Raw genomic sequence first — 21989 nt, 5'->3', positions numbered from 1 at the left:
CCAGCGCCCCACATCCCGGAGCGGGGTGCAGGGCGCAGGTCGGAGAGCGGACGTCGGGCAGTTCAGCGGCGGGCAGGCATCTGGGACACCGCCTGGATGCCGGGCAACCAGCTGTCGTCCTGATCGTCCGGCTCGTCGAACATGACCATGCAGCCACGCGCGACCAGCGGGTCGAGCGAGGCCCTGTCAAGGATGGGGTTGTCCCACAGCCCGAGGATGTGCAGTTTCGGCAGAGTCGCCAGTGGCTTCACCACGGTGATGTCGTTGATGGCCAGCATCAGCCATTCCAGGTTCACGAGCTTGGCCAGTGGCGCCACGTCCGTGATCCCGTTCCCCGAGAGCGACAGCATCGACAGCTTCTTCAGACCCGCCAGGTCAGTGACATCCTCCACGGAGTTTCCGTCGAGGAAGAGTGCCTCGAGAGCTGTGAGGGATGTGAGGGCGGACACGTCGGAAATCTGTGCGTTTGTCACGTCCAGGAAGCCCAGCTTCTTCATCCCCGCCAACGGCGCCAACGAATCGACGCTGGTGAACGCCATCGACAGCCCCTCGAGACGGGTGAGCGCCCTGAGACCTGATACGTCCGAGATGTCGTTCTCGCTCAGGTCCAGGAAGGTGAGCGCGATGAGGCCGGTCACTGGTGCCACGTTCCGCACCTGGTTGGTCGACAGGGACAGCAATTCCAGGGAGGTGAGAGTTCTGACCGGGGAGGCATCCACGATCCGGTTGTCGCTCACGTCGAGGCTGAGCAGACCCGTGAGGGGGCCCAGAGGCCTGAGATCGGAGATGGCGTTGCCTGCAAGGCTCAGATTCTGCAGCTTCGACAGTCCCCTGAGGGGGGCCAGGTTGCTGATCTGGTTGAAGTCGAGGTACAGCGTCTCCAGGTTCTTGAACTGCTCCAACCCGGTGAGGTTGGACACCTTGGACTCGGTGCAGTCGAGGTCCGTGATGGTTGCGGCGACCTTCACAGGGATGGCCGACGTGATGGGCTTGCGCAGGCTCACATTGATGCACTCGCGCAGCTTGGCGTCCGGCAGCGTGACCGACGCCGTGGTGACGGGCGGGGCGCTCGGCTTCACGACCGGGGCGACGGTGAACTGGACGATGTTGTTGAAGATGGATCTGGTCACCCACTTGTAGTGCCACACGCCGTTCACCTGGTAGGGCTCAATGACCCTCGCCTCGGCGTAGGTGCGGCAGCCGTTGCGACCGGTCTCCGCGGTGTCGCAGACGGTGCTCCATGTGCGGCCGTCGGCACCCGTGAACGTGCCCGTGGAGCCGAGCGGGTTCTTCTTCCACAGCGAGCGGGACGAGGGGAGGTACGTGAGGTTGTTGAAGTACCAGCCGGTCCTAACGACGAAGCGACCCCCGACCTCCGACACCTGCGTGGCCTTGATCTCGGTGCGGCAGCGCGTCGTCTGCGAGTACGGCTCGCAGGTTGTGCGCCAGTCACGTCCGTTGACGTGGTGTGTCCCCTCGGTGATGTACGGGTTGACGTCTGCCCTGGCGGGCACCGTGCCACCCATCGCGGCAGAGACTGCCACCATCACGGCTGCCAGTGCCCATGCGACCTTGCGCTTCATCGCGCTCCCTGAGTTCTTCGACTCCCGGGCCACTGTGGCTCCGGGTCGTTCGCGAGAACCTATCAGGGCCTACAACAGGGGTGCGGTCAGGGGTGCATGACCACCAACCAGGGCCCCATGCCATCCCAGCGGAACGGCACCTACTCCACATGCGTCACCGGGATTGTCACCTCCGCTAGGGTTGGGCCACGATGCTGCGCAACGGTGCCGGCACGGGCTTCAAGGAGCACCATGAGCAGGGTTCTACTGGCCGGCGAGTCGTGGGTGAGCGCCGTCGACGACCACAAGGGCTACGACGTCTTCTCCCACACCCAGGTGCACATCGGCTGCGCAGAACTGTTGGCGGCGCTGCGTGGCGCCGGCCATGTGGTGACCCACCTGAAGTCCCATGACGTGGCCGAGGACTTCCCGCTGACCCTCGACGAGTTGGCCGCCCACGACGTCGTCATCCTTTCCGACATCGGAGCGAACTCTCTCCTCCTTCCACCCCAGGTGTTCGAGCAGGGCCAGCGCACCCCCAACCGCCTGAAACTGCTACGGGAATGGGTGCACGCCGGCGGCGGGCTAATGATGGCTGGCGGATACCTCAGCTTCCAGGGATTTCAGGCCAAGGCCAACTACCACGGCACTCCCGTCGAAGACGTTCTGCCCGTGGAGATCCTCCCGTGGGACGACCGCGTCGAAGCACCAGAGGGTGCGGTGGGGGTCCTCACCGACCAGTCCCATCCCGTCACGCACGGGCTTGACCAGGAGTGGCCCCACCTTCTGGGCTTCCAGAAACTGGTGGCCCGCGAGGACGCCACCGTGCTGGCGCGCATCGACGGTCATCCCCTGCTGGCGGTCCGGACTGTGGGCCGGGGCCGGACGCTGGCGTACGCCTCGGACATCTCACCCCACTGGGCACCACAGGAGTTCATGGACTGGGAGGGCTACCCGAGGTTGTTCGACAACGCCGTCACATGGCTCGCGGGGGCCGCGGAAGCGCGCTAGCTCCGCCTTGCCGGGGCGTCAGACCCGGGCGGAGAGGAAGTTCAGCACCGAGGAGAAGAAGGGCTTGCCGTCCAGCGACGGTGAGGTGAGTTCCTCGACGTTGTGCTCGGGGTGCGGCATGAGGCCCACCACGTTGCCGCGGAGGTTCGTGATGCCCGCGATGTCTCCGGCGGAACCGTTGGGGTTGTCGAGGTAGCGGAACACCACCTGGTCGTTGTCCTCGAGGCGCTTCAGCGTCTCGGGGTCGGCCTGGTAGTTGCCCTCACCGTTCTTCAGCACGATGGTGATCTCGTCGCCGGCCCTGAAGTCGCAGGTCCACACAGTGTCAACCGTCTCCACGCGGAGGCGTTCGTCACGGCAGATGAAGTGCTGGCCGGCGTTGCGGATCATGGCCCCGTCGAGGAGGTGTGCCTCGCACAGGAGTTGGAATCCGTTGCAGATACCCAGCACGGGCATGCCCTTGTTGGCGGCATCGATGACCGTGTCCATGACGGGACTGAACCGCGCAATGGCCCCGCAGCGCAGGTAGTCGCCGTAGGAGAAACCCCCGGGGAGGATGATGGCGTCGACGCCGTCGATGGAGTCGGACCCGTGCCACAGGGGCACCGCCTCGGCGCCGGAGAGTTCCACGGCGCGCAGGGCGTCCTGGTCGTCCAGGGAACCCGGAAAGGTGACGACGCCGATGCGGGGCATCAGTCGGTCACCACTTCGAAGGATTCAATGACGGTGTTGGCAAGCAGTCGCTCAGCCGCCTGCTCGATCTGTGCCAGCTTCTCGGGTGTGACGTCGCCGTCCACCTCAATCTCGAAGCGTTTGCCCTGGCGCACAGACATGCCCACGAAGCCGAGACGGCCGAGGGCTCCGGTGACGGCCTTGCCCTGGGGGTCCAGGATCTCGGGCTTGGGCATGACGTTCACGACGACGCGGGGCATGGCCCACAGCCTACCGGGCCCGACTCACCTTGGCAGCACGCGCCCGCGGCGTCGATTTCCACCCCTCAGAAGGCCAGGCCCTCCGGTTCGGGACCCAGCACCGCCTCACGCGGATTCACCACGGAGAAGCCATTGGCCCTGTACGCCTCGTAGTCGAAGTCCTCGCATTCCCGGTACCCGATCTCGTGGTACTCCTCGAATCCCTCCCAACCCTCGTACCCATCGCCGAGGGATCCCTCCAGGAAGGCATCAGCCATGGCCATTCCCAGACGCGGTGCAATCCAGAAACCGCCCATGGCGAGCAGGTTGCAGCTGTTGGCCGTGGCACTGCGTCGGGCGGCCCGGACGCTCTCCGCCACGGCGGCGTGGACGTGGGGGCATTTGCTGGCCGCCACGTGGATTCCCATGCCTGTGCCGCAGAATGCGAGGGCCTTCTCGAACTCGCCCTCGGCGATGCGGGATCCGAGCGCGAAACCGACACGCTGGTACATGGGCGCCTCCTCCTTGATGGGGGTGAGGTCGGTGACCTCCCACCCCTTGCCGATGAGGTGCAGGCGCACATACTCCTTCAGGGGGAAACCCGCGAAGTCGGCGCCGATCACCACCTGCTTGTCCCGGGCTGTCCTCATGACACCACCACCTCTTCCTTCGTCTTCTTTCGGGTGTTCAGCCGCTTCCAGAACCTGCCCTTGCCCTCGCTGATGGAAATCACCACGAGCAGGACTCCGCCGTAGATGAGGGGCCGGTAGAAGTTGCTGATGGCCGGGAACATGTTGAGGCCCGAGGACAGGATCTGCAGGATGACAATGGCCAGAACCACGCCCAGCAGCTTGCCCTTGCCCCCGTTGGGATCGACGCCGCCCAGGACGACGATCAGCACGGTCAGCAGGGTGTAGGCCACGCCGTAGTCCGCCTTGGCCGAGTTGTAGTTGGCGAGCAGGACAAGCCCGGCGATCGCGGCACACACGCCGGAGATCGTGTAGGTCTGGATCAGCAGCCGCGCCGAGTGCAGACCGCTGAAGCGGGCGGCAGTGGCATTGGTGCCCAGCATGTAGAGCTTGGAGCCGAAGGACATTTTGTGCATCACCACGCCCATGGCGATGGCCACCACGACGAAGATCAGCAGGGGCACCGGAACAACGCCGAACAGCCTCGCCCCGAACGTCTGCCCGTACAGCGCAGGCAGCCCGCTCAGGGGTTTGCCAGCGGTGATGATGATGGCGATACCGGTGAACAACTCCAGGGTTCCGAGCGTGACAAGGATCGCGGGGATCTTGACGACGGACACGAGGAACCCGTTGAAGGCGCCGGCCAGTGCCCCGGTCACCAGGGACACTGCCACTGCCACCAGGATGCCGACGGTGGCCTGGCCACCGCTCGCATCCGGCGGGACCATGCTCAGCATGATGGATGCTGCAGCTATCGACGTCATGTTGGCGATGCCCACCACGGAGAGGTCGATGCCCCCGGTGATCATCGTGATCATCACCCCCAGCGCCATGAGTCCGAACTCGGGGAACTGGACGCCCATGGACTGCCAGGTCCCGAAGCTGAGGAAGTTGTCGGTCCGGACGATCAGGAAGAAGGCCACGAGCGTGACGAGGATGACGAAGAGTCGAGCGACGTAGGGGTCGCGGCGTGCCAGAGCGAGGGGCCTGGAGAGGAGGGTTGTGGATTCCATGGTCATATCCCTTTCACGCACTCACGAGTCGCTGACGTGTGCGTCGGCGCATGAGTTGCACGGCCGAGACACCGGTGCCGACGATGATGAGGGTGCCCAGCGCGAAGCGCTGCCAGTACGTCGGGACCCCGACGAGGATCATGCTGTTCTGGACGATGACGATCAGCAGGGTCCCCAGCATGACCCCTGTCAGGGATCCCGTGCCGCCGGTGATGGCCACACCACCGAGCACCACCGCGGCGATGACCATGATCTCCATGCCCAGCAGGTTGGTGGGGTGCATCTGACCCATGGAAGTGGTGCGGATGAGTCCGGCCAGCGCGGCAATGACGCCGACCACCACGTAGAGCCAGAACTTGATGGCCTTGACCTTGAACCCGGCGCGGATGGCGGAGGCCTCGTCGCCGCCGATGGCGTAGATGCCACGTCCGAACATGGTGAATTTCATGACGAAGAAGATGATGACCGCAACGGCCACGAGGATGAGGAACGACACGGGCATCGATGACGTCAGGCCTGACGTGGGGTTGGTGGCCACGAAGAGGTTCGCTCGGCCGAAGGCGTTCATGGACGGCGGCAGCGTCGAGATCTGCACCGAGTTCAGCGCGCCCTGCATGATGCCGGAGAACACGTTGGCGGTGCCGAGGGTGATGATCAGCGTCGGGATGACGAGGAACGTCGTGAACAGCCCGTTGAAGGCCCCGAGCAACGCTCCGAGGACGATCACGATGGCGAACGGGAGCAGGATGCTGCCCTCGTAGCCGATGTCCACGAGGAATCGTGTGGCCGCGTAGACGGCAAGGGACGCCAGCGCCGGGAAGGAGACGTCGATGCCGCCCGAGACCAAGACCATGTAGGCGCCGATGGCGAACAGTCCCGGCACCACCATGGCGTTGGCGATGTCCACCAGGTTGTTGGCGGTGAAAAACTGCCCGCTGCGTGCCTGGATGATGATGCTGATGGCCACCACCACGAGGAACACGTAGAACTCGGTGCTCCTGAGGATGCGCTTCATGATGGCTCCCATGTCAGACCCCCACCCCTGCGGTGATGGCGCCCGTGATCAGGTCCGACAACTCCTGCTCCGTCGTGGTGTCCGGGTCCACCTCGGCGGTGACGCGTCCCTCGTCGAGAATCAGGATCCGCCGGCACGTCTGCAGCAGTTCGGGGATGTCGTCGGAGATGACGATGATGCCCATGCCACCGCGCGCGAGATCCTGCAGGATCAGGTGGATGTCGCTCTTGGAGCCGATGTCGACGCCGACGGTGGGCCCGTTGAGGATGAGGATGTCCGGGTTGGTGGCGAGCCACTTCGCCAGCACGACGCGTTGCTGGTTGCCGCCCGAGAGCGTGTTCACCGGATTCTCCGCGTTCGCGGTGGCAATTTTGAGATCCGCCACCCAGCGGTCGACCTCCGACTGCCGACGGGTCGAGTCCATCATTCCGAGCGGTGACGTGAATTCGTCGAGTTCCGCAACCACGATGTTGTCGGCGATGGAGCGCTCCAGCATCAGACCCTCCGTCAGCCGGTCCTCGGGTACGTAGGCGATGCCGTTGGCGATGGCGTCCCGGATCCCTCCCAGCCTCACCGCCCTGCCCTTCACCCGGATTTTCCCGGAATCCGTCGGGAAGAGCCCGAAGAGCGTGAGCGCCAACTCGGTGCGTCCGGAGCCGAGGAGGCCGGTGATTCCCAGGACCTCACCGGCGTGCAGGGTGAAGGTGATGTCCTCCAGAGCACCCTCGAGCCCCAGGCCCTCCACCTCCAGCACGGGTTCTCCTACGGTTTCGGGCTGCTCGAAGCGCACGTCGTCGACCTCCCGCCCCGTCATGTAATGCGCAAACTTCTTGTGATCCAGTTCCTCGGGCAGGCTCGTGACAACCAACTTGCCGTTGCGGATGATCGTGAACCGCTCACTGATCTCGAAGACCTCGCCAAGTTTGTGGCTGACGAACAGGATGGCGATGCCGCGTGACTTCAGGTCGAGGATGACCCGGAAGAGTGCCTCCACCTCCCTGTTGGTCAGCGCGGTGGTGGGCTCGTCCATGATGATGAGCTTCGTGTCGTGGAGGAGCGCCCGGGAGATGGCCACCAGTTGCTTGTCGGCCACCGACAGGTCACCGACCCGGGCATCGAGGTCCACGTGGAAGTTGATCTTCGCGATGGCCTCCTTGGCGATCGTGCGAAACCGCCGCCAGTTGACCAGTTTCCGCCCCTGCGAGAGTTCATGGTTGAGGGCCAGGTTCTCCATCACGCTCAGGTTGGGGAAGATGGAGAAGTCCTGGTAGATCACCTGAACACCCCCGCGGATCGCCTCGATGGGGGTGAGCTTGTCGTGGCGTGTCCCATTGAGTTCGATGGTGCCCTCGTCGGGTTGGTACACGCCCGAGATGACCTTGATGAGCGTGGACTTGCCGCTTCCGTTCTCACCGGCGAGGCAGTGGATCTCCCCCGCCCTGATCTCGAGGTTGACCCCGTCGAGCGCCTTGACCCCGGCGAACGACTTGCTCAGGTCCCGTACCGATATGACTGTCTCCACCATCAACGATCCTTAAAGTCGGTTGGGCGCGTGTCCCGCTGCGCCACGAACGGGTCACAGCGTCTGCGGTGTTGCGGGTGAGTGGCCGGCCTGCGGACCAACCACTCCCCCGCCAGGCATCAGAAGCCGAACGAGTCGACGTTCTCGCCGTTGATGACGATCCAGCCCTCACCTTCGAGGACCTTGTCGCTACCCTCAGCAAACTTCATATTGTCCCAGCCCTTGACCTTGAGATCGATCCCATCCTTGATCTCCTCGCCGTCCAGGACCTTGCGTGCCATTTCGGCCAGTGCGTACCCGGCGTCGGCGGGATCCCACAGGGTCAGTGCGTGGACCAGACCCTTGTCCAGGATCTCCTTGTTGGCCTCCGGGAGGCCGGTGCCGGCTGTGAACACCTTGTCCTTGAGGCCCAGTTCTTCGATGGCCCGTGCGACACCGGGGGCGTCGAAGGACGACGTGCCCATGATGCCCTTGAGGTCCGGGTACTTCTTGAACAGTTCCTTCGCCTTCTGGTAGGCGACCTCGCCATCGTCCTGGGACTCGACACGGGGCTCCGCCTCCAGGAGCTTCATGTTGGGATACTTCTCCTTCTGCTGGGCAACACCACCGTCAGCCCACTCGTTGTGGGAGGCATTGGTGACGTGACCCACCATGGTGGTGTAGGTGCCCTCCTCACCCATGGCCTCGGCGAGGTTGTCCATGATGAAGCCGCCGTAGGCGCTGTTGTTGAACGCCTCGATGTTGTACTGGGTGTTCTGCTGTGACGCACCCTCGTGGGTCACCACCACGATGCCGGCGTCCATGGCTTCCTTGAGGACAGGCTCCAGGGCGCCGGGGTCGACGGGGATCACGCCGATGGCGTCGACCTTCTGTGCGATGAGGTCCCGGATGACCTGCACCTGCATCGTGGCGTCGGTCTCCGCCGGACCCTTCTGGTAGACGTCGAGGCCGGTGTCGGCGGCGTACTTCTTGACGCCCGTCTCCATGCGGACGAACCACGGGTTGGTGGAGTCCTTCGGCACGATCACGATGGTGTGTTTGCTGTCGCCCGTGTCGCCGCCGTCCCCGGGTGTTGTGGCTCCATCGCCACCACATGCGGTCAGTGCGAGGGCTGATGCCAGTGTCAGGCCCGCGATCTTGCTGAGTAAGCGTCGCTGCTTCATGGTGTGTCCTTCAACGTTTGTGTTGAGTCATCAATCGGGCCGCTCTGCTCGATTGAAGCGCTTCAACTGTCTATGCTCGACACTACAGGACCCACGTGGCCTGTGACCATGGTGATGGCACAACCGAGACCATTCCGTGACGTGGCCCCAAGGCCGGGACAGGAAGACCACATGACGTCCGACCGAACAGGAGCCATCAGCAGTGACGGTTCGCCACGCGTGCGCATCCGCGAGGTGGCCGAGCGTGCAGGCGTTTCCGTCGGGACCGTCTCCAACACCATCAACCACCCGGAGCGTGTGTCCCCTGACACGCAGGCCGTGGTGCGCGACGCCATTCGCGATCTCGGTTTCGTTCCGAACCAACAGGCTCGCGTGCTGATGGGTGCCCCGAACAACGTGATCGGTCTCGTGGTGGTGGACGTGTTGAGCCCCTTCTTCATGGAGATCGCACACGCCGTCGAACGGGCTGCCCGCGAGGCGGGGCACGTGGTGATCCTCTGCAATTCCGAGAATGACCATGCCAAGGAGTTCACGCTCCTCCAGATGCTGGCGGCGCAGCGCGTCCGGGGCGCACTGCTCACCCCTGCCGGAGGTGGGGACCCCACGGTCGACGGCTTGCACGGGTTCCCCGTGGTCTACCTCGACTACAAGGAATCCTCCACGGGATGCTCCGTGTCCGTCGACCACGTGGCCGGAGGCCGTCTCGCCGCCCAGCACCTGTTGTCCCTGGGGCACAAGAAATTGGCCTTCGTCGGCGGACTTCCCGGTCTGCAGCAGTTCGAACTCCGCGCGAGGGGCATGCACGAGGCCATCGTCGATGCAGGCCTGGACCCGGCCGAGGCCCTCGTGGCGGTCCACGAGGAGGGCATCGGCCTCGAGAGCGGGACCAGGGCGGCCCTGCGCCTGTTGGAGGACGGGCTGCCGAGCGGAATCTGCTGCGGCAACGACATGCTTGCGTTCGGTGTGTTTCGCGAGCTGCGACGCCACGGCGTTCGCATACCTGAGGATGTCGCCCTCGTGGGCTACGACGACGTGGAGTTCGCGGAGAGCTGGATCGTCCCCCTCTCCTCGGTACGGCAACCCACGCAGGAAATGGGCCGCCTGGCGGCACAATTGCTGCTCGAGCACGCCGTCGGCGACCCCGAGCACCACCATCAGCAGATCGTCCTGCAGCCCCAGCTGATCGTCCGCAGCACGAGCGCCCTCACGTAGTCGAGGCGACGCCTGGTTCTCTCACCGGATCGCCGTCACGGCCCATGGGAGACGCCAAGGGCCCCGTCGCATGTGCGACGGGGCCCTGGCATGGTGGGGATCAGGATCAGTTGGGCCTGAACATCACGATGTTGTTGAAGACCCACTCATCGGACTGGCTGAAGGCGTAGCCACCCCCCGGCTTCGCCGTGGCCTTGTACACGGTCACCTTCGCGAAGGAGCGGCAGCCGCCCCGCCCGGTGGCGGCGGTGTCGCACTCGGTGCGCCACATCCGCCCGTCAGCAGCCGTCCAGCTACCGTTGTGGCCCAGCGGGTTGGTGGCCCACTGTGCACGCTTCATGTAGGGCAGGTAGGTGAGGTTGTTGAACACCCAACCCTGCTTGATGGTGAAGCTCCCGCGTTCCCGGACCACGGTGGTGGCCCAGATGTTGGTGCGGCACCGCACGGTCTGCGAGTACGGCTCACACGTGGTGAACCAGGTGCGACCGTTGACATTGTGCAGACCTGGCAGCGTGTAGGGCGCGCTCGGCACGAACTGTCCCGGCGTGCTCGGCGAGGAGCTCGGCGAAGGGCTCGGCGAGGGGCTCGGCGGTGGGCTGCTCGGCGGTGTTTCGTCCTCCACCACCGGGTACGCCCAGGCGTTGACGGCACCGGAGGCGGACTCGAACGACAGGAGTATCGTCCCGTCCTCGGCGAGGCTCGTCAGGGCCGACGCCGTCAATGGCAGCGTCACGGTGCCCGTACCGGTTCCCACCTGTGCCGTCGCGCTGGCGAGCAGGCGGCCTCCCATGTCGTCGCCCCACGGAGCGGTCGTCACGTCGTCCGGTGAGCAGACGGAGAAGCCGAGTTCGTCACCGACGCAACTCGTGGCCCAGACCGGCACCATCCCGAAGTCACCGTGCCAGGCATAAGCCCGGAGCGTCCCTGCTTCGGTGCTCTTGACCTTGATGGCGGCAGCATCGTCACCGATCGTGACGCCATCCACCGTGAGCGCCCTCGTTGCGGGCAGGCCCGCAATCGTCACACCCCGGAGAGCGGACTGGGCCACGGTCTGCGGCGAAGCCACACCCATCAGTGCCGTGTCCGGAATGATCGGGACGTCGGGTGTCGTGGAACGATCAGCCGGTGCGGTGTAGCCCTCCAGGTAGGCATGGCCCCATCGGTAGGGCTCGGACTGCTGGCTGCCGAATGGCGACCAGGCGAGGCGTGTCTTGCCGATGTAGTCGGTCGTGTCCGAGTCATACGGGGTCACGTTGAGGCCGAGGTAGTCGGGGTCCACGTCATTGGTGGTGGCATCACCCGTGGGTGAGGTACCAGTCACCACGGCCGCCGGGAGGTCGGCCAGTGCAATCTTCGTCTCGATGGTGTACCCGCCGCCAACGTAGGTGCCGTCGGCATTGCGCGTGATCTGCACGGCAACCTTCTGGCCGGGAGCATTGGGCGCATCCTTGATGGTGGAGGCCAGCGGCCCGGAGGAGAATCCCTGGTGGTTGTCCGCATCGCGGCTCCAGCAGGGCCCGTTGACACCGTTGCCGGCAGCGCCGGAGGCGTCGTCCGTCAGCGGCATGATGCCGGACTTGTACGTGGTGGAGGTGTCGCGTGAACCACCCACAGGGTCGAGCAGCACTTCGACGGAGTCGACGAGCCAGTGGCCGAAGCAACGCTCGGGGGGTGCTGCTGCGCCCGCCTTGTCATCGACGACGCGTGCGATCACGTAGAGATCGTCGCCGCTCCATGCCATCTGCAGGGTGCTTCCCGCACCACAGTCGGTGCCGTTGGGATTGCAGTCCGCGCCCTCCCACTTGCGCCCGATGTCCAGAACGGGTCCGTACCCGTCGTCGGCCGTACCGTCCAGCGTGGGGGCTGTCGCCACCTCGGGGATGGTGGTACTCGGTGCAACCACGAGGTTCAACGACTCCTCGCTGGTGGAACCTGCCGGGGCGGCGGTGGTGGTGATCTTGACCACCACGCGCTGCCCACCGGGATCGGTGGGGATGGTGTGGGTGACCACGAAGTCGACGGTGGTCTGCTCGCCCGCCGCGAGGCTCGCGTAGGGCTTGCTCGCCGCATCTGCCACGAGTCCTGCCGGCAGGGTGAGGCTCACGTTGCCGGACTGGGGTGCGGTGGTGCGGTTGGTGACAACCACGGGGACCGTGATGCTCTCACCGGCGCCGATCTGTCGCTCGGCGGTGGAACGTCCACCCACCCAGGTGTAGTCGGCTGCCCACTCCTCGTATTCGGCGAAGTTGCCCCAGCGCTGGAAACGTCCCTCAACGCCCGCCACGAGTTCGACGCGCGTGTCGTTGTAGGCCGAGACCGACCCGTTGCTGAACTTTGCCGAGATCTTCTGGGAAGTCAGCGCCGCGTCGGCCGGCGGCGTGACGGTGAAGGTGGAGGTGGCATCCGCGGCACCGGTGATGGGTCCGAGCTGCACACCGCTGGTGACATCCCAGCCTGCCGGAACCTGGAGGGAAACAGCGCCCTTGGCGAGCGTCCCGGCTCCTGAACGCGCCGAAACCGTGACCTGGAAGGGGACTCCGGGCGCCTGGAAGTAGTTGTCCGCATCGATGGTGTAGGTGGAGCCCAGCGGCATGCCACCGGGATCCGCAATGACCGAGCCGAAGAGGATGGCGTCGTCATGCGCATTCGCCTCGGAGCCGTTCGGCTGGAACGGCACGATGGACCGGGCGATGCCGAAACGCTGGCATGCCGGTTCCCGAAGGTCGAAGAACTTGGGCCGCGCCTGTGTGGCGTGGGCCATGAAACCTTCGCGTCCCACCTGCGCCCACGTCATCGGGGAGCCAGCGGCCTGGCCCTGGATGTTGCCCTCCACCCAGGTGTAGGGAGAGTCGTAGCCGGTCCACGTGCCGACGACGGTGTAGGGGTTTGTCGCGGCGGGGATGAATCCTGCATTGCAGTCGGGCGCGGGCTGGCCGCCGGTCCCCGTCGTGGAGCCGCCGCTGGTGATCATCTTCACCTGCCAGGTGTCGACGGGGTCAGTGCCGGTGAGCTGTTCGGGGAACACGTTCGGGTCGGCAGCCATGGCGGCGGCCTCCCAGATCACGCGGCCGGCGTACTGGTGGTTGCCGTGGCCGACGGCCAGGGAGGGAGAGAATCCTGTGAGGATGTCCGGTTGGGTCTGCCGGATGACGTGCACCACCTGGCGCTGGACGCGCTCGGAGCCCCAGACCTCCTCGGTGAGGGCAGCGCTCGTGTTGTAGTAGAAGTCGACGGCGTCGATGTTGAAGATGTCCACGGTGCCGGAGCGGTAGTGGGATGCCCGGTCCTCGTTCTCGCGGCGCAGCCCAAGATCCGGGCCGGCCTCATCACCCACGGAGTTTGAACCGCCCTCACCGCGGGTGAGCATGATGATGCCGCAGTCCACGCCGTAGCGGTCATGCCAGACGCCGCACGGCGTGATGAAGCCTGCGTCATCGTCCGGGTGGGCCCAGAGACCCATGACGTCGATCTTGTTCGGATTGACCTCCGTCGAGATGGACGGCTCGTCGACCGTGAGGGATGTGGGTGGCGCCCCCGAGGCGGGAACCGCCGTCGTGAGCCCTATCACCAGAGCGCTGGCCGCTATGAGCGCCCTGCGTCCCCAATTGCGTTGTTGCATTGTGCAAACCTCCGACTGCGAACGCCTTCGTTCGCTCCTGTGAGTGCCGCTGACGGGCTCAGACTAGGAAGAACCTGCAGTCTTCCGCAAGGGTTTGCATGATATTGACTGAAACTGCACAAAACGTCACCGGTTGAAGAGCGTCTCGATCGACGGGTGCGCCTTCCGATATCCCGCCAGGAGTTCCTTCCCCAACCGGGGGGAATCGACCAGCGGATGGATGGCAAAGCCCTCCCACGCCTTCTCTGCGGACCCGGTGAGGGCAGCCTCGGAGATGGCGGCCTCCGACGCACGCAGGCGCGCCATCATGCCGAGTTGGGACAGGTTCAGCGGTGCCACCGGCAACGGGTGGATGCCCTTGTCATCCACGAGGCACCCCACCTCCAGGACCAGGTCTGCAGGAAGCTCCGGCACGACGAGCCCGCCGCCGGAATCGTTTCCGACGTCGAGGATCATTCGCTCGGGCGAGCCCGTTGCCAGCGCCGTCATGAGGCGCAGCGCCACCTCCTGGTAGCCGCCGCCCGCGATGTCCTCCTCGCGCCGTTCCTCGTCGCGCGCCTCTGCCATGTAGGTGGACTCGCGCTCGTGCAGCGCCTCCCGCCATGCCTGCAACGGCGAAGTGCAGCACGCGAGGCTCTCCTCGAATCGGCGCTGCTCATCGGCGAGGAATTCCCCGCGCGTCTGTCCCGCCGAAAGAATGTTCGCGATGGCCTCGTCCGTGTGCCAGTAGTAGTACAGGTACTCGTTGGGCAACGCTTTGATGGCCCGCACCCAGTCCTTGCCGATGAGCCGCGCCTCCTCGATGTGCTCGAGGGCAGCGTCGTCCGCCAACACCGCCGGCAACCGCTCCACGCCATCGATCCTGACGGAGCGCAGCCAGCCCATGTGGTTGAGGCCCACGTAGTCGTACTCCACGCGGTCCTGGTCGTTCTCAAGAGAGACCCCCAGCAGTCGCGACACCCGCCGCACCAGCCCGATGGGCGTGTCGCAGATACCCACCACCTTGTTGCCCAGCACACCCCGCATGGCCTGGGTGACGATGCCAGCGGGGTTCGTGAAGTTGATGGTCCATGCGTTCGGCGCCACCTCGGCGATGGTCCTGGCCACATCGTGCATCACAGGAATGGTGCGCAGGGCGTAGGCAAGCCCCCCGGGTCCGATGGTCTCCTGCCCCAGCAGGCCCAGCCCCAGCGCCACCCGCTCGTCCAGGGCACGCCCCGCCGAGCCGCCGACGCGAATGGCCGAGAACACGAAGTCCGCCCCCCGGAGCGCCTCGCGCACATCGGTGGTGGCGGTGATGTGGGGAGCCCCGGAGGGGTCGGGCAGTTGGGCGGTTCGCTCCTCCAGAATCTGGACGATGCTGCGAAGCCGCTCCGGCGAGGAGTCATGCAGGGCGATCTCGTCGATGCTGATGCTGGGTCGCCCTGCGGCGGCGAGTGCGTTCGTGACGACGGCGTCGTGGATGAGCGGGACCCTGAAGCCTCCGCCGCCAAGGATGGTGAGCTTCATGGGGTCAGGACCTCCAGGGTTGAATCGGGTGAGAGGGAAAGCTGGTGTGCTCCGGGACGTTGATCGGTGACCAGTCCCGTGAAGTCCGTCAGGGGGGCTATCTCGAGGAAACCGGAGCCGGGAAACTTGTCATGGTCCGCCAGCAACCAGGACCGGGTCGAGATGTCCAGCATGGCCCGTTTGATGGGCACTTCGCTGGGTGTGGAGTCCAGAACCGAGCAGTCTGCCCTCACGCCGGCAGCACCGAGGAAGGCGACATCGGCGCGCACCTGGCGCAGGCAGGACTCGGTCAGGACACCCACCATGGATTCGTAGTTGGACCGCAGCATGCCCCCCATCACCACCAGGTCAATGGTGGGCGCGTCGGACAGGGCACGCACCACGGCCAGCGAGGCCGTGACGACAGTGATGTTGAGGTGGCGCAGGTGCTCGCACATGGCGAAGACGGTGGTGCCGATGTCGAGGGCCACGACATCGCCGTCGGAGACCAGGGACGCCGCGACCCGCGCGATCCGCCTCTTCTCCTCGGATGACTGGGCGGCGACGATCCGGAAGGAGTGCGCGTCAGCCTCCGGACGGATCTGCGCCCTCGGGGTGCAGGCACCGCCGCGGATGCGGTCCACCAACCCCTGCCCCGCCAGGACGTCGAGGTCACGGCGCACCGTGGCCTCCGAGACGTCCAGCGAATCGGCAAGAACCGGCACGGAAACCGAGCCCTTGGCGCGGACCAACTCCAGGGCATGCTGCTGTCGGATCTCGGTCAACATGCTCAAAACGGTAACAGTTTGGCGTCATCTCCACGCACTTTGGGACGGCTTAGAGCAGAATCTGTCAGGATCTGGCACAGTTTGTTTCGTCGAACCCAACCAGGAGGAACCAATGACGCTCCGCCCTTTCAACCGACGTTTCTTCATGGCGGGGACCGCCGGCCTCGCAGGGGCTGCAGTCCTCTCCGGCTGCGCCCCCGGCTCCACGCCCACCGACCAGCCCTCGGCACCCGCACCCTCTGACATCGCCACCGACCCCGCCTCCATGGGTGACCTGGAGCTCGTGGTGTGGGACCAGGAGGTACGTGGCAGCCAGAACGACTCGCTGGTGGCCCTGAACAAGGCATTCCAGGACAAGTATCCCAACATCACCATCAAGCGACTCAGCCAGGGGACCGACGACCTGAAGGCGCAGGTCACACTGGCGCTGTCGGGCAACGACGTACCCGACGTCGTGCAGGTCAACAACGCCCGTGGCGACATGGGGCAGTTCGTGAAGGCGGGTCAGCTCGTCGACCTGTCGCCGTACGCCACCGCCTACAAGTGGGAGGAGCGTTTCTCGCCGTCGGTACTCAGCAAGGTCCGCTACTCCGCTGACTCCACCACTTTCGGGGAGGGCAACCTCTACGGGCTCCCCCAGACCGGTGAAATCGTCGGCATTTTCTACTCCACCAAGAAGCTCGAATCCATCGGGGGCAAGGAACCCGAGACGTGGGATGACTACTTCTCCCTCCTCGACAAGGCCATGGCTGCTGGCGAGCAGCCCATGGTGCTCGGCAACATCGAGAAGTGGCCGGCGCTCCACGTCTACGGGCCACTGCAGGGCTACTTCGTCGCTGCCGACGAGGTCGTGAAGCTCGGCATGGGCAACGCCGGTGCCAGCTGGACGGACGAGCCGAACACCGCCGCCATGGACAAGTTCCAGGAGTGGGGCGAGAAGAAGTACCTCGGCACCTCCCCCAACGGCCTCGACTACGACCCGGCCTGGACCGAATTCACCAAGGGCACCGGTGTGTTCCTGCCGGGAGGCTCCTGGCTGGGCACCGACATGGAGGCCACCATGAAGGACGACCTGCACTTCATGGCCCCACCGCCCTCCAAGGAAGGCAAGCTCGCCACCACGGGTGGCACCGGCATCCCCTTCTCGGTTCCCGCCAAGGCCAAGAACATCGATGCTGCAGCGGCCTACATCGACTTCATCACCAACGATGACGCCATGCAGATCATCGCCGACAACGGTGGCATGCCCGTGCTGCGCACCAAGGAACTCGCTCCGGCCAGCGGCGTGCAGAAGGAGATCTTCGAGGCCTTCGATGACGTCTCCAACAACGGCACCCTGCTGCCGTACCTGGACTACGCCACACCGTCGTTCTCCGACACGGCCGGCCAGGGACTCCAAGAGGTCCTGGGAGCCCAGAAGACGGGCGCCGAGGTTCTGAAGGCATTCGAGGACGACTACACGAAGTTCACCGGTGCCTGACCTGCGCACCAGACGAGGCCGGGAGCGGCCATCGGCGGTCGTGCGTCACAGCGCGACCCCGTATCTGTACCTGCTCCCGGCCTTTGTCGTCTACGCAGCGTTCATGTTGTACCCGCTCGTGCGGGCGGGTCAGTTCTCGCTGTTCGACTGGCCGGGCTTCGGCCCCTCCACGTTCGTGGGATTCGGCAACTACATCGACCTCCTGTCGGATGATCGGTTCCTCGCCTCCATCAGCCACGCCCTGATCCTGATCCTGTTCTACTCCATCCTGCCCCTGGTGATCGGCCTCGTCCTGGCGGCTGTGCTGCGCCGCGGCAGCGTGCGAGGGCTCGGCTTCTTCAGGGTCATGATCTTCATGCCACAGGTGATCGCACTCGTGGTGGTTGCCGTCGCATGGCGCCAGATCTACTCCCCCAACGGAACCCTGAACGACCTGCTGGGCGCCATCGGGCTGGGGGGTCTGGCCCGGGGATGGTTGGGCGACCCCATCCTTGCCCTGCCAGCCGTCGGTGTCATCGGCTTCTGGCTGGAAACCGGTCTGGTGATGCTGTTGCTGCTCGCCGGCATGGGACGGATTTCAAATCAGTTGTTCGAGGCCGCCCGTCTCGACGGCGCGGGCCCGGTGCGGGAGTTCTTCGCGATCACCCTGCCCAGCGTCCGCGGAGAGATCACGACCGCCCTGGTCCTGACCATCATCGCCGCCCTGAAGACCTTCGACCTGGTGTACCTCACCACCTCCGGCGGGCCCGGCACGTCCACCACCGTGCCCAGCTACGAGGTGTACAACCGAGCGTTCAACCTCAAGGAGGTCGGATCCGCATCGGCGGTGGCGATCGTCCTGACAATCATGGTCTTCCTCATCAACATCGCTGTGTCCCGCATCGGTGAAGAACGAAGGACACCACGATGACTGTCTCCACGACTGAGAAGACCCTCAACTACATCGTTCTGGGCCTGTTCGCACTGTTCGCCATCACCCCCATCATCACCGTGATCCTCACCGCGCTCGGCCCCCAGACCCGGGTGCAGACCGGCGGGCTGCACTTCGAGAACATCGTCGACGCGTGGAACATCGGGCAGTTCGGCCCGGCCCTCGGACGCTCCGTGATGGTGGCGCTGCTGGTGGTGAGCTCGGCGCTGCTGCTGTCGATCCTTGCCGGCTACGCCTTCGGCACCATGCGGTTCCGCGGTTCCACCGTGCTGTTCTACCTGTTCCTGCTCGGTCTGATGATCCCCGCCGAGGCCATCATCATTCCCCTGTTCTTCGACCTGCGGGCCCTAGGCCTGACCGACACCATCTGGGCCGTGTCCTTGCCCCAGATCGCGCAGTCCGTCGCGTTCGGGACGTTCTGGATGCGTGCCCAGTTCCGGGCCCTGCCCCCCAACCTGATCGAGGCGGCAGCCATCGACGGTGCCAGCGGCATGCGCACGCTGTGGCGGATCGTGGTGCCGCCATCGATGCCGTCCATCGCGACGGTGACGGTCCTGATGTTCATGTGGACCTGGAATGAGTTCCTGATCCCCCTGGTGATGTCACCCGGTGCAACATGGCGCACCGCACCACTCGGCCTGGCCGTCTTCAAGGGGCAGTACACCGCGGACTCCGCCCTCATCGCCTCCGCCGGAGTGATCATCGCCGCCCCCATCGTGGTGGTCTTCCTACTCCTGCAGCGGTACTTCATCAACGGAATGCTCGAAGGGGCGGCCAAGGAATGACCGAGAACCTCCACGACGACCACGACCACGACGACGAGTTCTGCCCCAGCTGTTGGCGGTGGGATCCGCTCGCGTCCATCCGCCAGGATGACGACCCGCCGCTCGACGTCATCACCACGGGCATGGTGTTCTTCGACATCATCTTCACCGGCCTTCCACGCCTGCCCCGCCCCGGGGAGGAGCTGTGGAGCGCCGGCATGGGATCGTGCCCCGGAGGTATCGCGAACCTGGCGACGGCGTCTGCACGCCTCGGTATGCGGACGGGGCTCGTGACGGGCTTCGGTGACGACGCCTATGGCTTCTGGATGCGCACCACGCTGGCCGGTCAGGAGCACATCGACCTGTCCGCCTCGCGGGTGTTCGCGGACTCCCACTCCGCCACCACCGTCTCGCTGGCATTCCAGGGGGACCGGGGCATGGTCAGCCATGGGCACGCACTCCCCGAGCCATTGCTGGAGGATGTCTCCCAGGTGCCACACTCCAAGGCGGCCGTCATCGACCTCACAGGCGACAACTCGTGGCTCGACGAGCTGGCCCGGCGCGGAACCCTCGTCTTCGCCGACGTGGGCTTCGACGAGACGGAACGCTGGGACAGTGCGGACCTCGGCGGCCTCGACCGGTGCCACGCCTTCACCCCCAACGCCGTCGAGGCCATGGCCTACACCCACACGTCGTCACCGAAGGACGCCCTGCACAAGCTGGCCGACCTCGTTCCCCTGGCCATCGTCACCGACGGCGCCGCCGGCAGCCACGCCATCGACCAGACCACCGGCGAGGAGACCTCCTGCCCCGCGCTCACCGTCGACGCCATCGACCCGACGGGGGCCGGTGACGTGTTCGCAGCGTCGTGCCTCCTCGGCACCCTGGCCGGGTGGCCGTTGGAGCAGCGGCTGCGTCTGGCCTCGCTCAGTTCGTCACTGGCGGTGCGGGAGTTCGGCGGGTCGCTGGCAGCCCCCGGCTGGGGTGACCTGTCCGACTGGTGGCGCTGCGCCAAGGCACGCGCCGCCGAGGGTGACCCGAAGGCCGTGGAACTCTGCTTCCGCTACGGGTTCATGGACGACATCGTCCCCCGCCACGCAGTGGAAGGCGTTCGTCGGGCGCAGGGCACCTTTGCCATCGCCTCCGACGCCGGGGCCCACCCCTGAGGGCAGGCCCCGACGCGTCGTCTCTCAGCCGATCAGCGCTTGGACTTGCGGAAGCCCGCGCGGACGGCGTCGCTGTCCGAGGCGAAGCACACCTCGGGGTTGGTCCTCGCGTAGAACTGCTGGCCGGGCTTGTGGTAGATCCCGGAGTCGGCATTGCCCTTGATGGGCGCTGACGCCGGGCAGCTGTTCCTGGAGATCGGCGCCACGCCGCCGGACGGCCTGACCGGCGGGGTCGGGGTGACCGGCCGGGTGACACCTGCAGGCGGTGCCACGAAGACCGGGCGGGGCGCCGTCGCCACAGGCACGTCGCTGCGGGCCGGGGCCGCGGCGGGGATCGATTTCACCCACGGCGATGAGGATGTCGCGAACAGCACCACGCTGTTGAACACCTCAACCTTCTCCTGCACCACCTTGCCGTTCTTCAACGACGCCACGGTCGCGAATGCATAGTTGCGGCAGGCACCTCGTCCGGTTTTGGGGGTCTCGCACTCGGAGCGCCACTGGCGACCGTCAGCTCCCGCCCAGGAACCGGGGTTGCCCAGGTTGTTGGTGGCCCAGTTCGCGCGCGGCGATGGCAGGTAGCTGAGGTTGTTGAAGACCCAGTCGTTGTTGGTGTACCAGCGTCCCCTGTCGAGGAACACCTTCGTGGCGTAGATGTCGGTGGTGCACCGCACCACCGTGGAGGAGTAGACCGCGCAGGTCGTGCGCCAGTACCTGCCGTTGACAAGGTGCACACCCGGCGTGGAGTAGATCTGCTGTGCGGTGGTGACCACATCCGCCTGGGCCGGGACGAGGGCACCGGAGCCGAAACCCACGGCCACAGCAGCCAGTGCCACCAGAATTCGACGAAGCTTCATTGTTGTTCCCCCTGACATGCAGTGGCGACCCCCTGCCGCCAGTGCTGGGAGTCAACGTCGACTCCCCGGCTGAAGGATGGCAGAGAGGACCTCCCGAGTAAAATCACTTTCCTCCGGGATGGCGGATCACTCGGTCGGTCTCCGCCAGTTCCCGGCCATCGGCTGTGCGAACGACGTGCCCCTCGGTCTCCAGCCGACGCACGTAGGTGGCCAGTCCGCGCTCACCCTTCTTGCGGAACAGCGTCATCAGCCGGGGAAGGTGGTTGGGGCAAAGCGTCCCGAAACGCACGAGCAAGGAGTCCGAAAACCGCGGGTTGGCCTCCCGTCGGGGCCTGTCCACAAGGCCCTTCATCGCCTTGGCGACGGCGCTGGGCGGCGGCGGTTCCTGGAACTGCAGGGCGTTGCCGCCTCCACCGCCTCCCACCGCAGCATCCGGGTGTCGGTAGCGAAGGGCAGGACGGAGGACACCCTGATTTCCTTGGCGGCCAGGTTGAGTCCGATGGAGGGCATCGCCCCGCGCAGGAACGTGGAGGCGGTCTGGATGGGGGTCTCCCCCAGGGGAAAGATGCCGCAGAGGGAGACGTGCTGATGATGCGCGGGTCGTCCACCTTTCGCATCAGCGGGATGGCCAAACGGCTGAGCACCACAGGGGAGAGGACGTTGACCTCCGGCTCGCGACGGATCGAGGCCACGTCACGTTCGTCGAGGGGCTGCTGGTCTGACATGCCGACGTTCTTGATCACCACGTCGATCCGCCCGTGATCCCGTGGGGCGCAACCGGATGTCGGAGGCAGTTTC

19 protein-coding genes and 1 pseudogene are annotated in these 21989 nt (G+C 65.6%); 6 read left to right on the top strand and 14 right to left on the bottom strand.

Features of this window, described 5'->3' with window-relative positions:
• Positions 1 to 62: 62 nt before the first annotated feature.
• Positions 63 to 1583 carry a leucine-rich repeat domain-containing protein gene (locus EAX62_RS13335; RefSeq protein ID WP_121902229.1) on the bottom strand — a complete coding sequence of 507 codons (1521 nt, stop codon included), beginning with the start codon at positions 1581 to 1583 and terminating at the stop codon, positions 63 to 65.
• A gap of 231 nt (positions 1584 to 1814) precedes the next feature.
• Here EAX62_RS13335 and EAX62_RS13330 point away from each other — a divergent pair, with 231 nt between their 5' ends.
• The gene (locus tag EAX62_RS13330; protein WP_121902228.1) at positions 1815 to 2573 is read left to right on the top strand and encodes a glutamine amidotransferase; all 759 of its coding nucleotides are present in this window, start codon (positions 1815 to 1817) and stop codon (positions 2571 to 2573) included.
• 18 nt (positions 2574 to 2591) lie between these two features.
• Here the strand turns inward: EAX62_RS13330 and purQ are convergent, their stop codons facing one another.
• From purQ to EAX62_RS13295, 7 genes are all read right to left on the bottom strand, one after another.
• Positions 2592 to 3266, bottom strand: coding sequence for a phosphoribosylformylglycinamidine synthase subunit PurQ (gene purQ / locus EAX62_RS13325; protein WP_121902227.1), 675 nt, complete (start codon positions 3264 to 3266; stop codon positions 2592 to 2594).
• Positions 3266 to 3505 carry a phosphoribosylformylglycinamidine synthase subunit PurS gene (purS, locus tag EAX62_RS13320; RefSeq protein WP_121902226.1) on the bottom strand — a complete coding sequence of 80 codons (240 nt, stop codon included), beginning with the start codon at positions 3503 to 3505 and terminating at the stop codon, positions 3266 to 3268. The genes purQ and purS overlap by 1 nt, the downstream gene beginning before the upstream one ends.
• 65 nt (positions 3506 to 3570) lie before the next feature.
• A complete protein-coding gene (locus EAX62_RS13315; RefSeq protein WP_121902225.1) occupies positions 3571 to 4134 on the bottom strand; it encodes an RpiB/LacA/LacB family sugar-phosphate isomerase in 564 nt (187 codons plus the stop codon).
• Positions 4131 to 5186 (bottom strand): ABC transporter permease, encoded by a 1056-nt coding sequence (locus EAX62_RS13310; protein WP_121902491.1) that lies wholly within the window; start codon positions 5184 to 5186, stop codon positions 4131 to 4133. The genes EAX62_RS13315 and EAX62_RS13310 overlap by 4 nt, the downstream gene beginning before the upstream one ends.
• A 13-nt stretch (positions 5187 to 5199) precedes the next feature.
• A complete protein-coding gene (locus EAX62_RS13305; protein WP_121902224.1) occupies positions 5200 to 6213 on the bottom strand; it encodes an ABC transporter permease in 1014 nt (337 codons plus the stop codon).
• Position 6214: 1 nt separating this feature from the next.
• Positions 6215 to 7726, bottom strand: a complete 1512-nt coding sequence (locus EAX62_RS13300; RefSeq protein ID WP_121902223.1) for a sugar ABC transporter ATP-binding protein — start codon at positions 7724 to 7726, stop codon at positions 6215 to 6217.
• A 116-nt stretch (positions 7727 to 7842) separates the two neighbouring features.
• Positions 7843 to 8886 carry an autoinducer 2 ABC transporter substrate-binding protein gene (locus EAX62_RS13295; protein ID WP_121902222.1) on the bottom strand — a complete coding sequence of 348 codons (1044 nt, stop codon included), beginning with the start codon at positions 8884 to 8886 and terminating at the stop codon, positions 7843 to 7845.
• Positions 8887 to 9057: 171 nt separating this feature from the next.
• On the opposite strand from EAX62_RS13295, the gene EAX62_RS13290 reads away from it, so the two are divergent.
• Positions 9058 to 10098 (top strand): LacI family DNA-binding transcriptional regulator, encoded by a 1041-nt coding sequence (locus EAX62_RS13290; protein ID WP_121902221.1) that lies wholly within the window; start codon positions 9058 to 9060, stop codon positions 10096 to 10098.
• 106 nt (positions 10099 to 10204) lie between these two features.
• Here EAX62_RS13290 and EAX62_RS13285 read toward each other — a convergent pair whose 3' ends face one another.
• The 3 genes from EAX62_RS13285 to EAX62_RS13275 form a co-directional block, all read right to left on the bottom strand.
• Entirely contained in the window at positions 10205 to 13717 is a 3513-nt protein-coding gene (locus EAX62_RS13285) for a PIG-L family deacetylase (RefSeq protein ID WP_121902220.1), read from the bottom strand.
• A gap of 126 nt (positions 13718 to 13843) precedes the next feature.
• Positions 13844 to 15226: a family 4 glycosyl hydrolase gene (locus EAX62_RS13280; RefSeq protein ID WP_121902219.1), complete on the bottom strand. Its 1383-nt coding sequence runs from the start codon at positions 15224 to 15226 to the stop codon at positions 13844 to 13846.
• Positions 15223 to 15993 (bottom strand): DeoR/GlpR family DNA-binding transcription regulator, encoded by a 771-nt coding sequence (locus EAX62_RS13275; RefSeq protein WP_121902218.1) that lies wholly within the window; start codon positions 15991 to 15993, stop codon positions 15223 to 15225. The genes EAX62_RS13280 and EAX62_RS13275 overlap by 4 nt, the downstream gene beginning before the upstream one ends.
• 112 nt (positions 15994 to 16105) lie before the next feature.
• On the opposite strand from EAX62_RS13275, the gene EAX62_RS13270 reads away from it, so the two are divergent.
• Genes EAX62_RS13270 through EAX62_RS13255 form a run of 4 tightly spaced genes read left to right on the top strand, consistent with a single transcriptional unit; the run spans position 16106 to position 20334 of the window.
• Entirely contained in the window at positions 16106 to 17473 is a 1368-nt protein-coding gene (locus tag EAX62_RS13270) for an extracellular solute-binding protein (RefSeq protein WP_121902217.1), read from the top strand.
• Positions 17466 to 18383: a carbohydrate ABC transporter permease gene (locus EAX62_RS13265; RefSeq protein ID WP_233557963.1), complete on the top strand. Its 918-nt coding sequence runs from the start codon at positions 17466 to 17468 to the stop codon at positions 18381 to 18383. Before EAX62_RS13270 ends, EAX62_RS13265 begins: the two co-directional genes overlap by 8 nt.
• Positions 18380 to 19189, top strand: coding sequence for a carbohydrate ABC transporter permease (locus tag EAX62_RS13260; RefSeq protein WP_121902216.1), 810 nt, complete (start codon positions 18380 to 18382; stop codon positions 19187 to 19189). The genes EAX62_RS13265 and EAX62_RS13260 overlap by 4 nt, the downstream gene beginning before the upstream one ends.
• The gene (locus EAX62_RS13255; protein ID WP_121902215.1) at positions 19186 to 20334 is read left to right on the top strand and encodes a carbohydrate kinase family protein; all 1149 of its coding nucleotides are present in this window, start codon (positions 19186 to 19188) and stop codon (positions 20332 to 20334) included. The genes EAX62_RS13260 and EAX62_RS13255 overlap by 4 nt, the downstream gene beginning before the upstream one ends.
• Positions 20335 to 20366: 32 nt before the next feature.
• Here EAX62_RS13255 and EAX62_RS13250 read toward each other — a convergent pair whose 3' ends face one another.
• The 3 genes and pseudogenes from EAX62_RS13250 to EAX62_RS17550 form a co-directional block, all read right to left on the bottom strand.
• Complete coding sequence (locus tag EAX62_RS13250) at positions 20367 to 21191, bottom strand: sunset domain-containing protein (protein ID WP_147454106.1); 825 nt, start codon at positions 21189 to 21191, stop codon at positions 20367 to 20369.
• Positions 21192 to 21294: 103 nt separating this feature from the next.
• Entirely contained in the window at positions 21295 to 21615 is a 321-nt protein-coding gene (locus tag EAX62_RS17190) for a hypothetical protein (protein WP_233557962.1), read from the bottom strand.
• A 142-nt stretch (positions 21616 to 21757) separates the two neighbouring features.
• A pseudogene (locus tag EAX62_RS17550) lies at positions 21758 to 21985 on the bottom strand (SDR family NAD(P)-dependent oxidoreductase); the annotation flags it as partial.
• Between the last annotated feature and the right edge of the window lie 4 nt (positions 21986 to 21989).

This window comes from Tessaracoccus antarcticus (genome assembly GCF_003688855.1).
GTDB classification, from domain to species: Bacteria; Actinomycetota; Actinomycetes; order Propionibacteriales; family Propionibacteriaceae; genus Arachnia; species Arachnia antarctica.
This window is presented reverse-complemented; position numbering and strand designations above follow the sequence as displayed.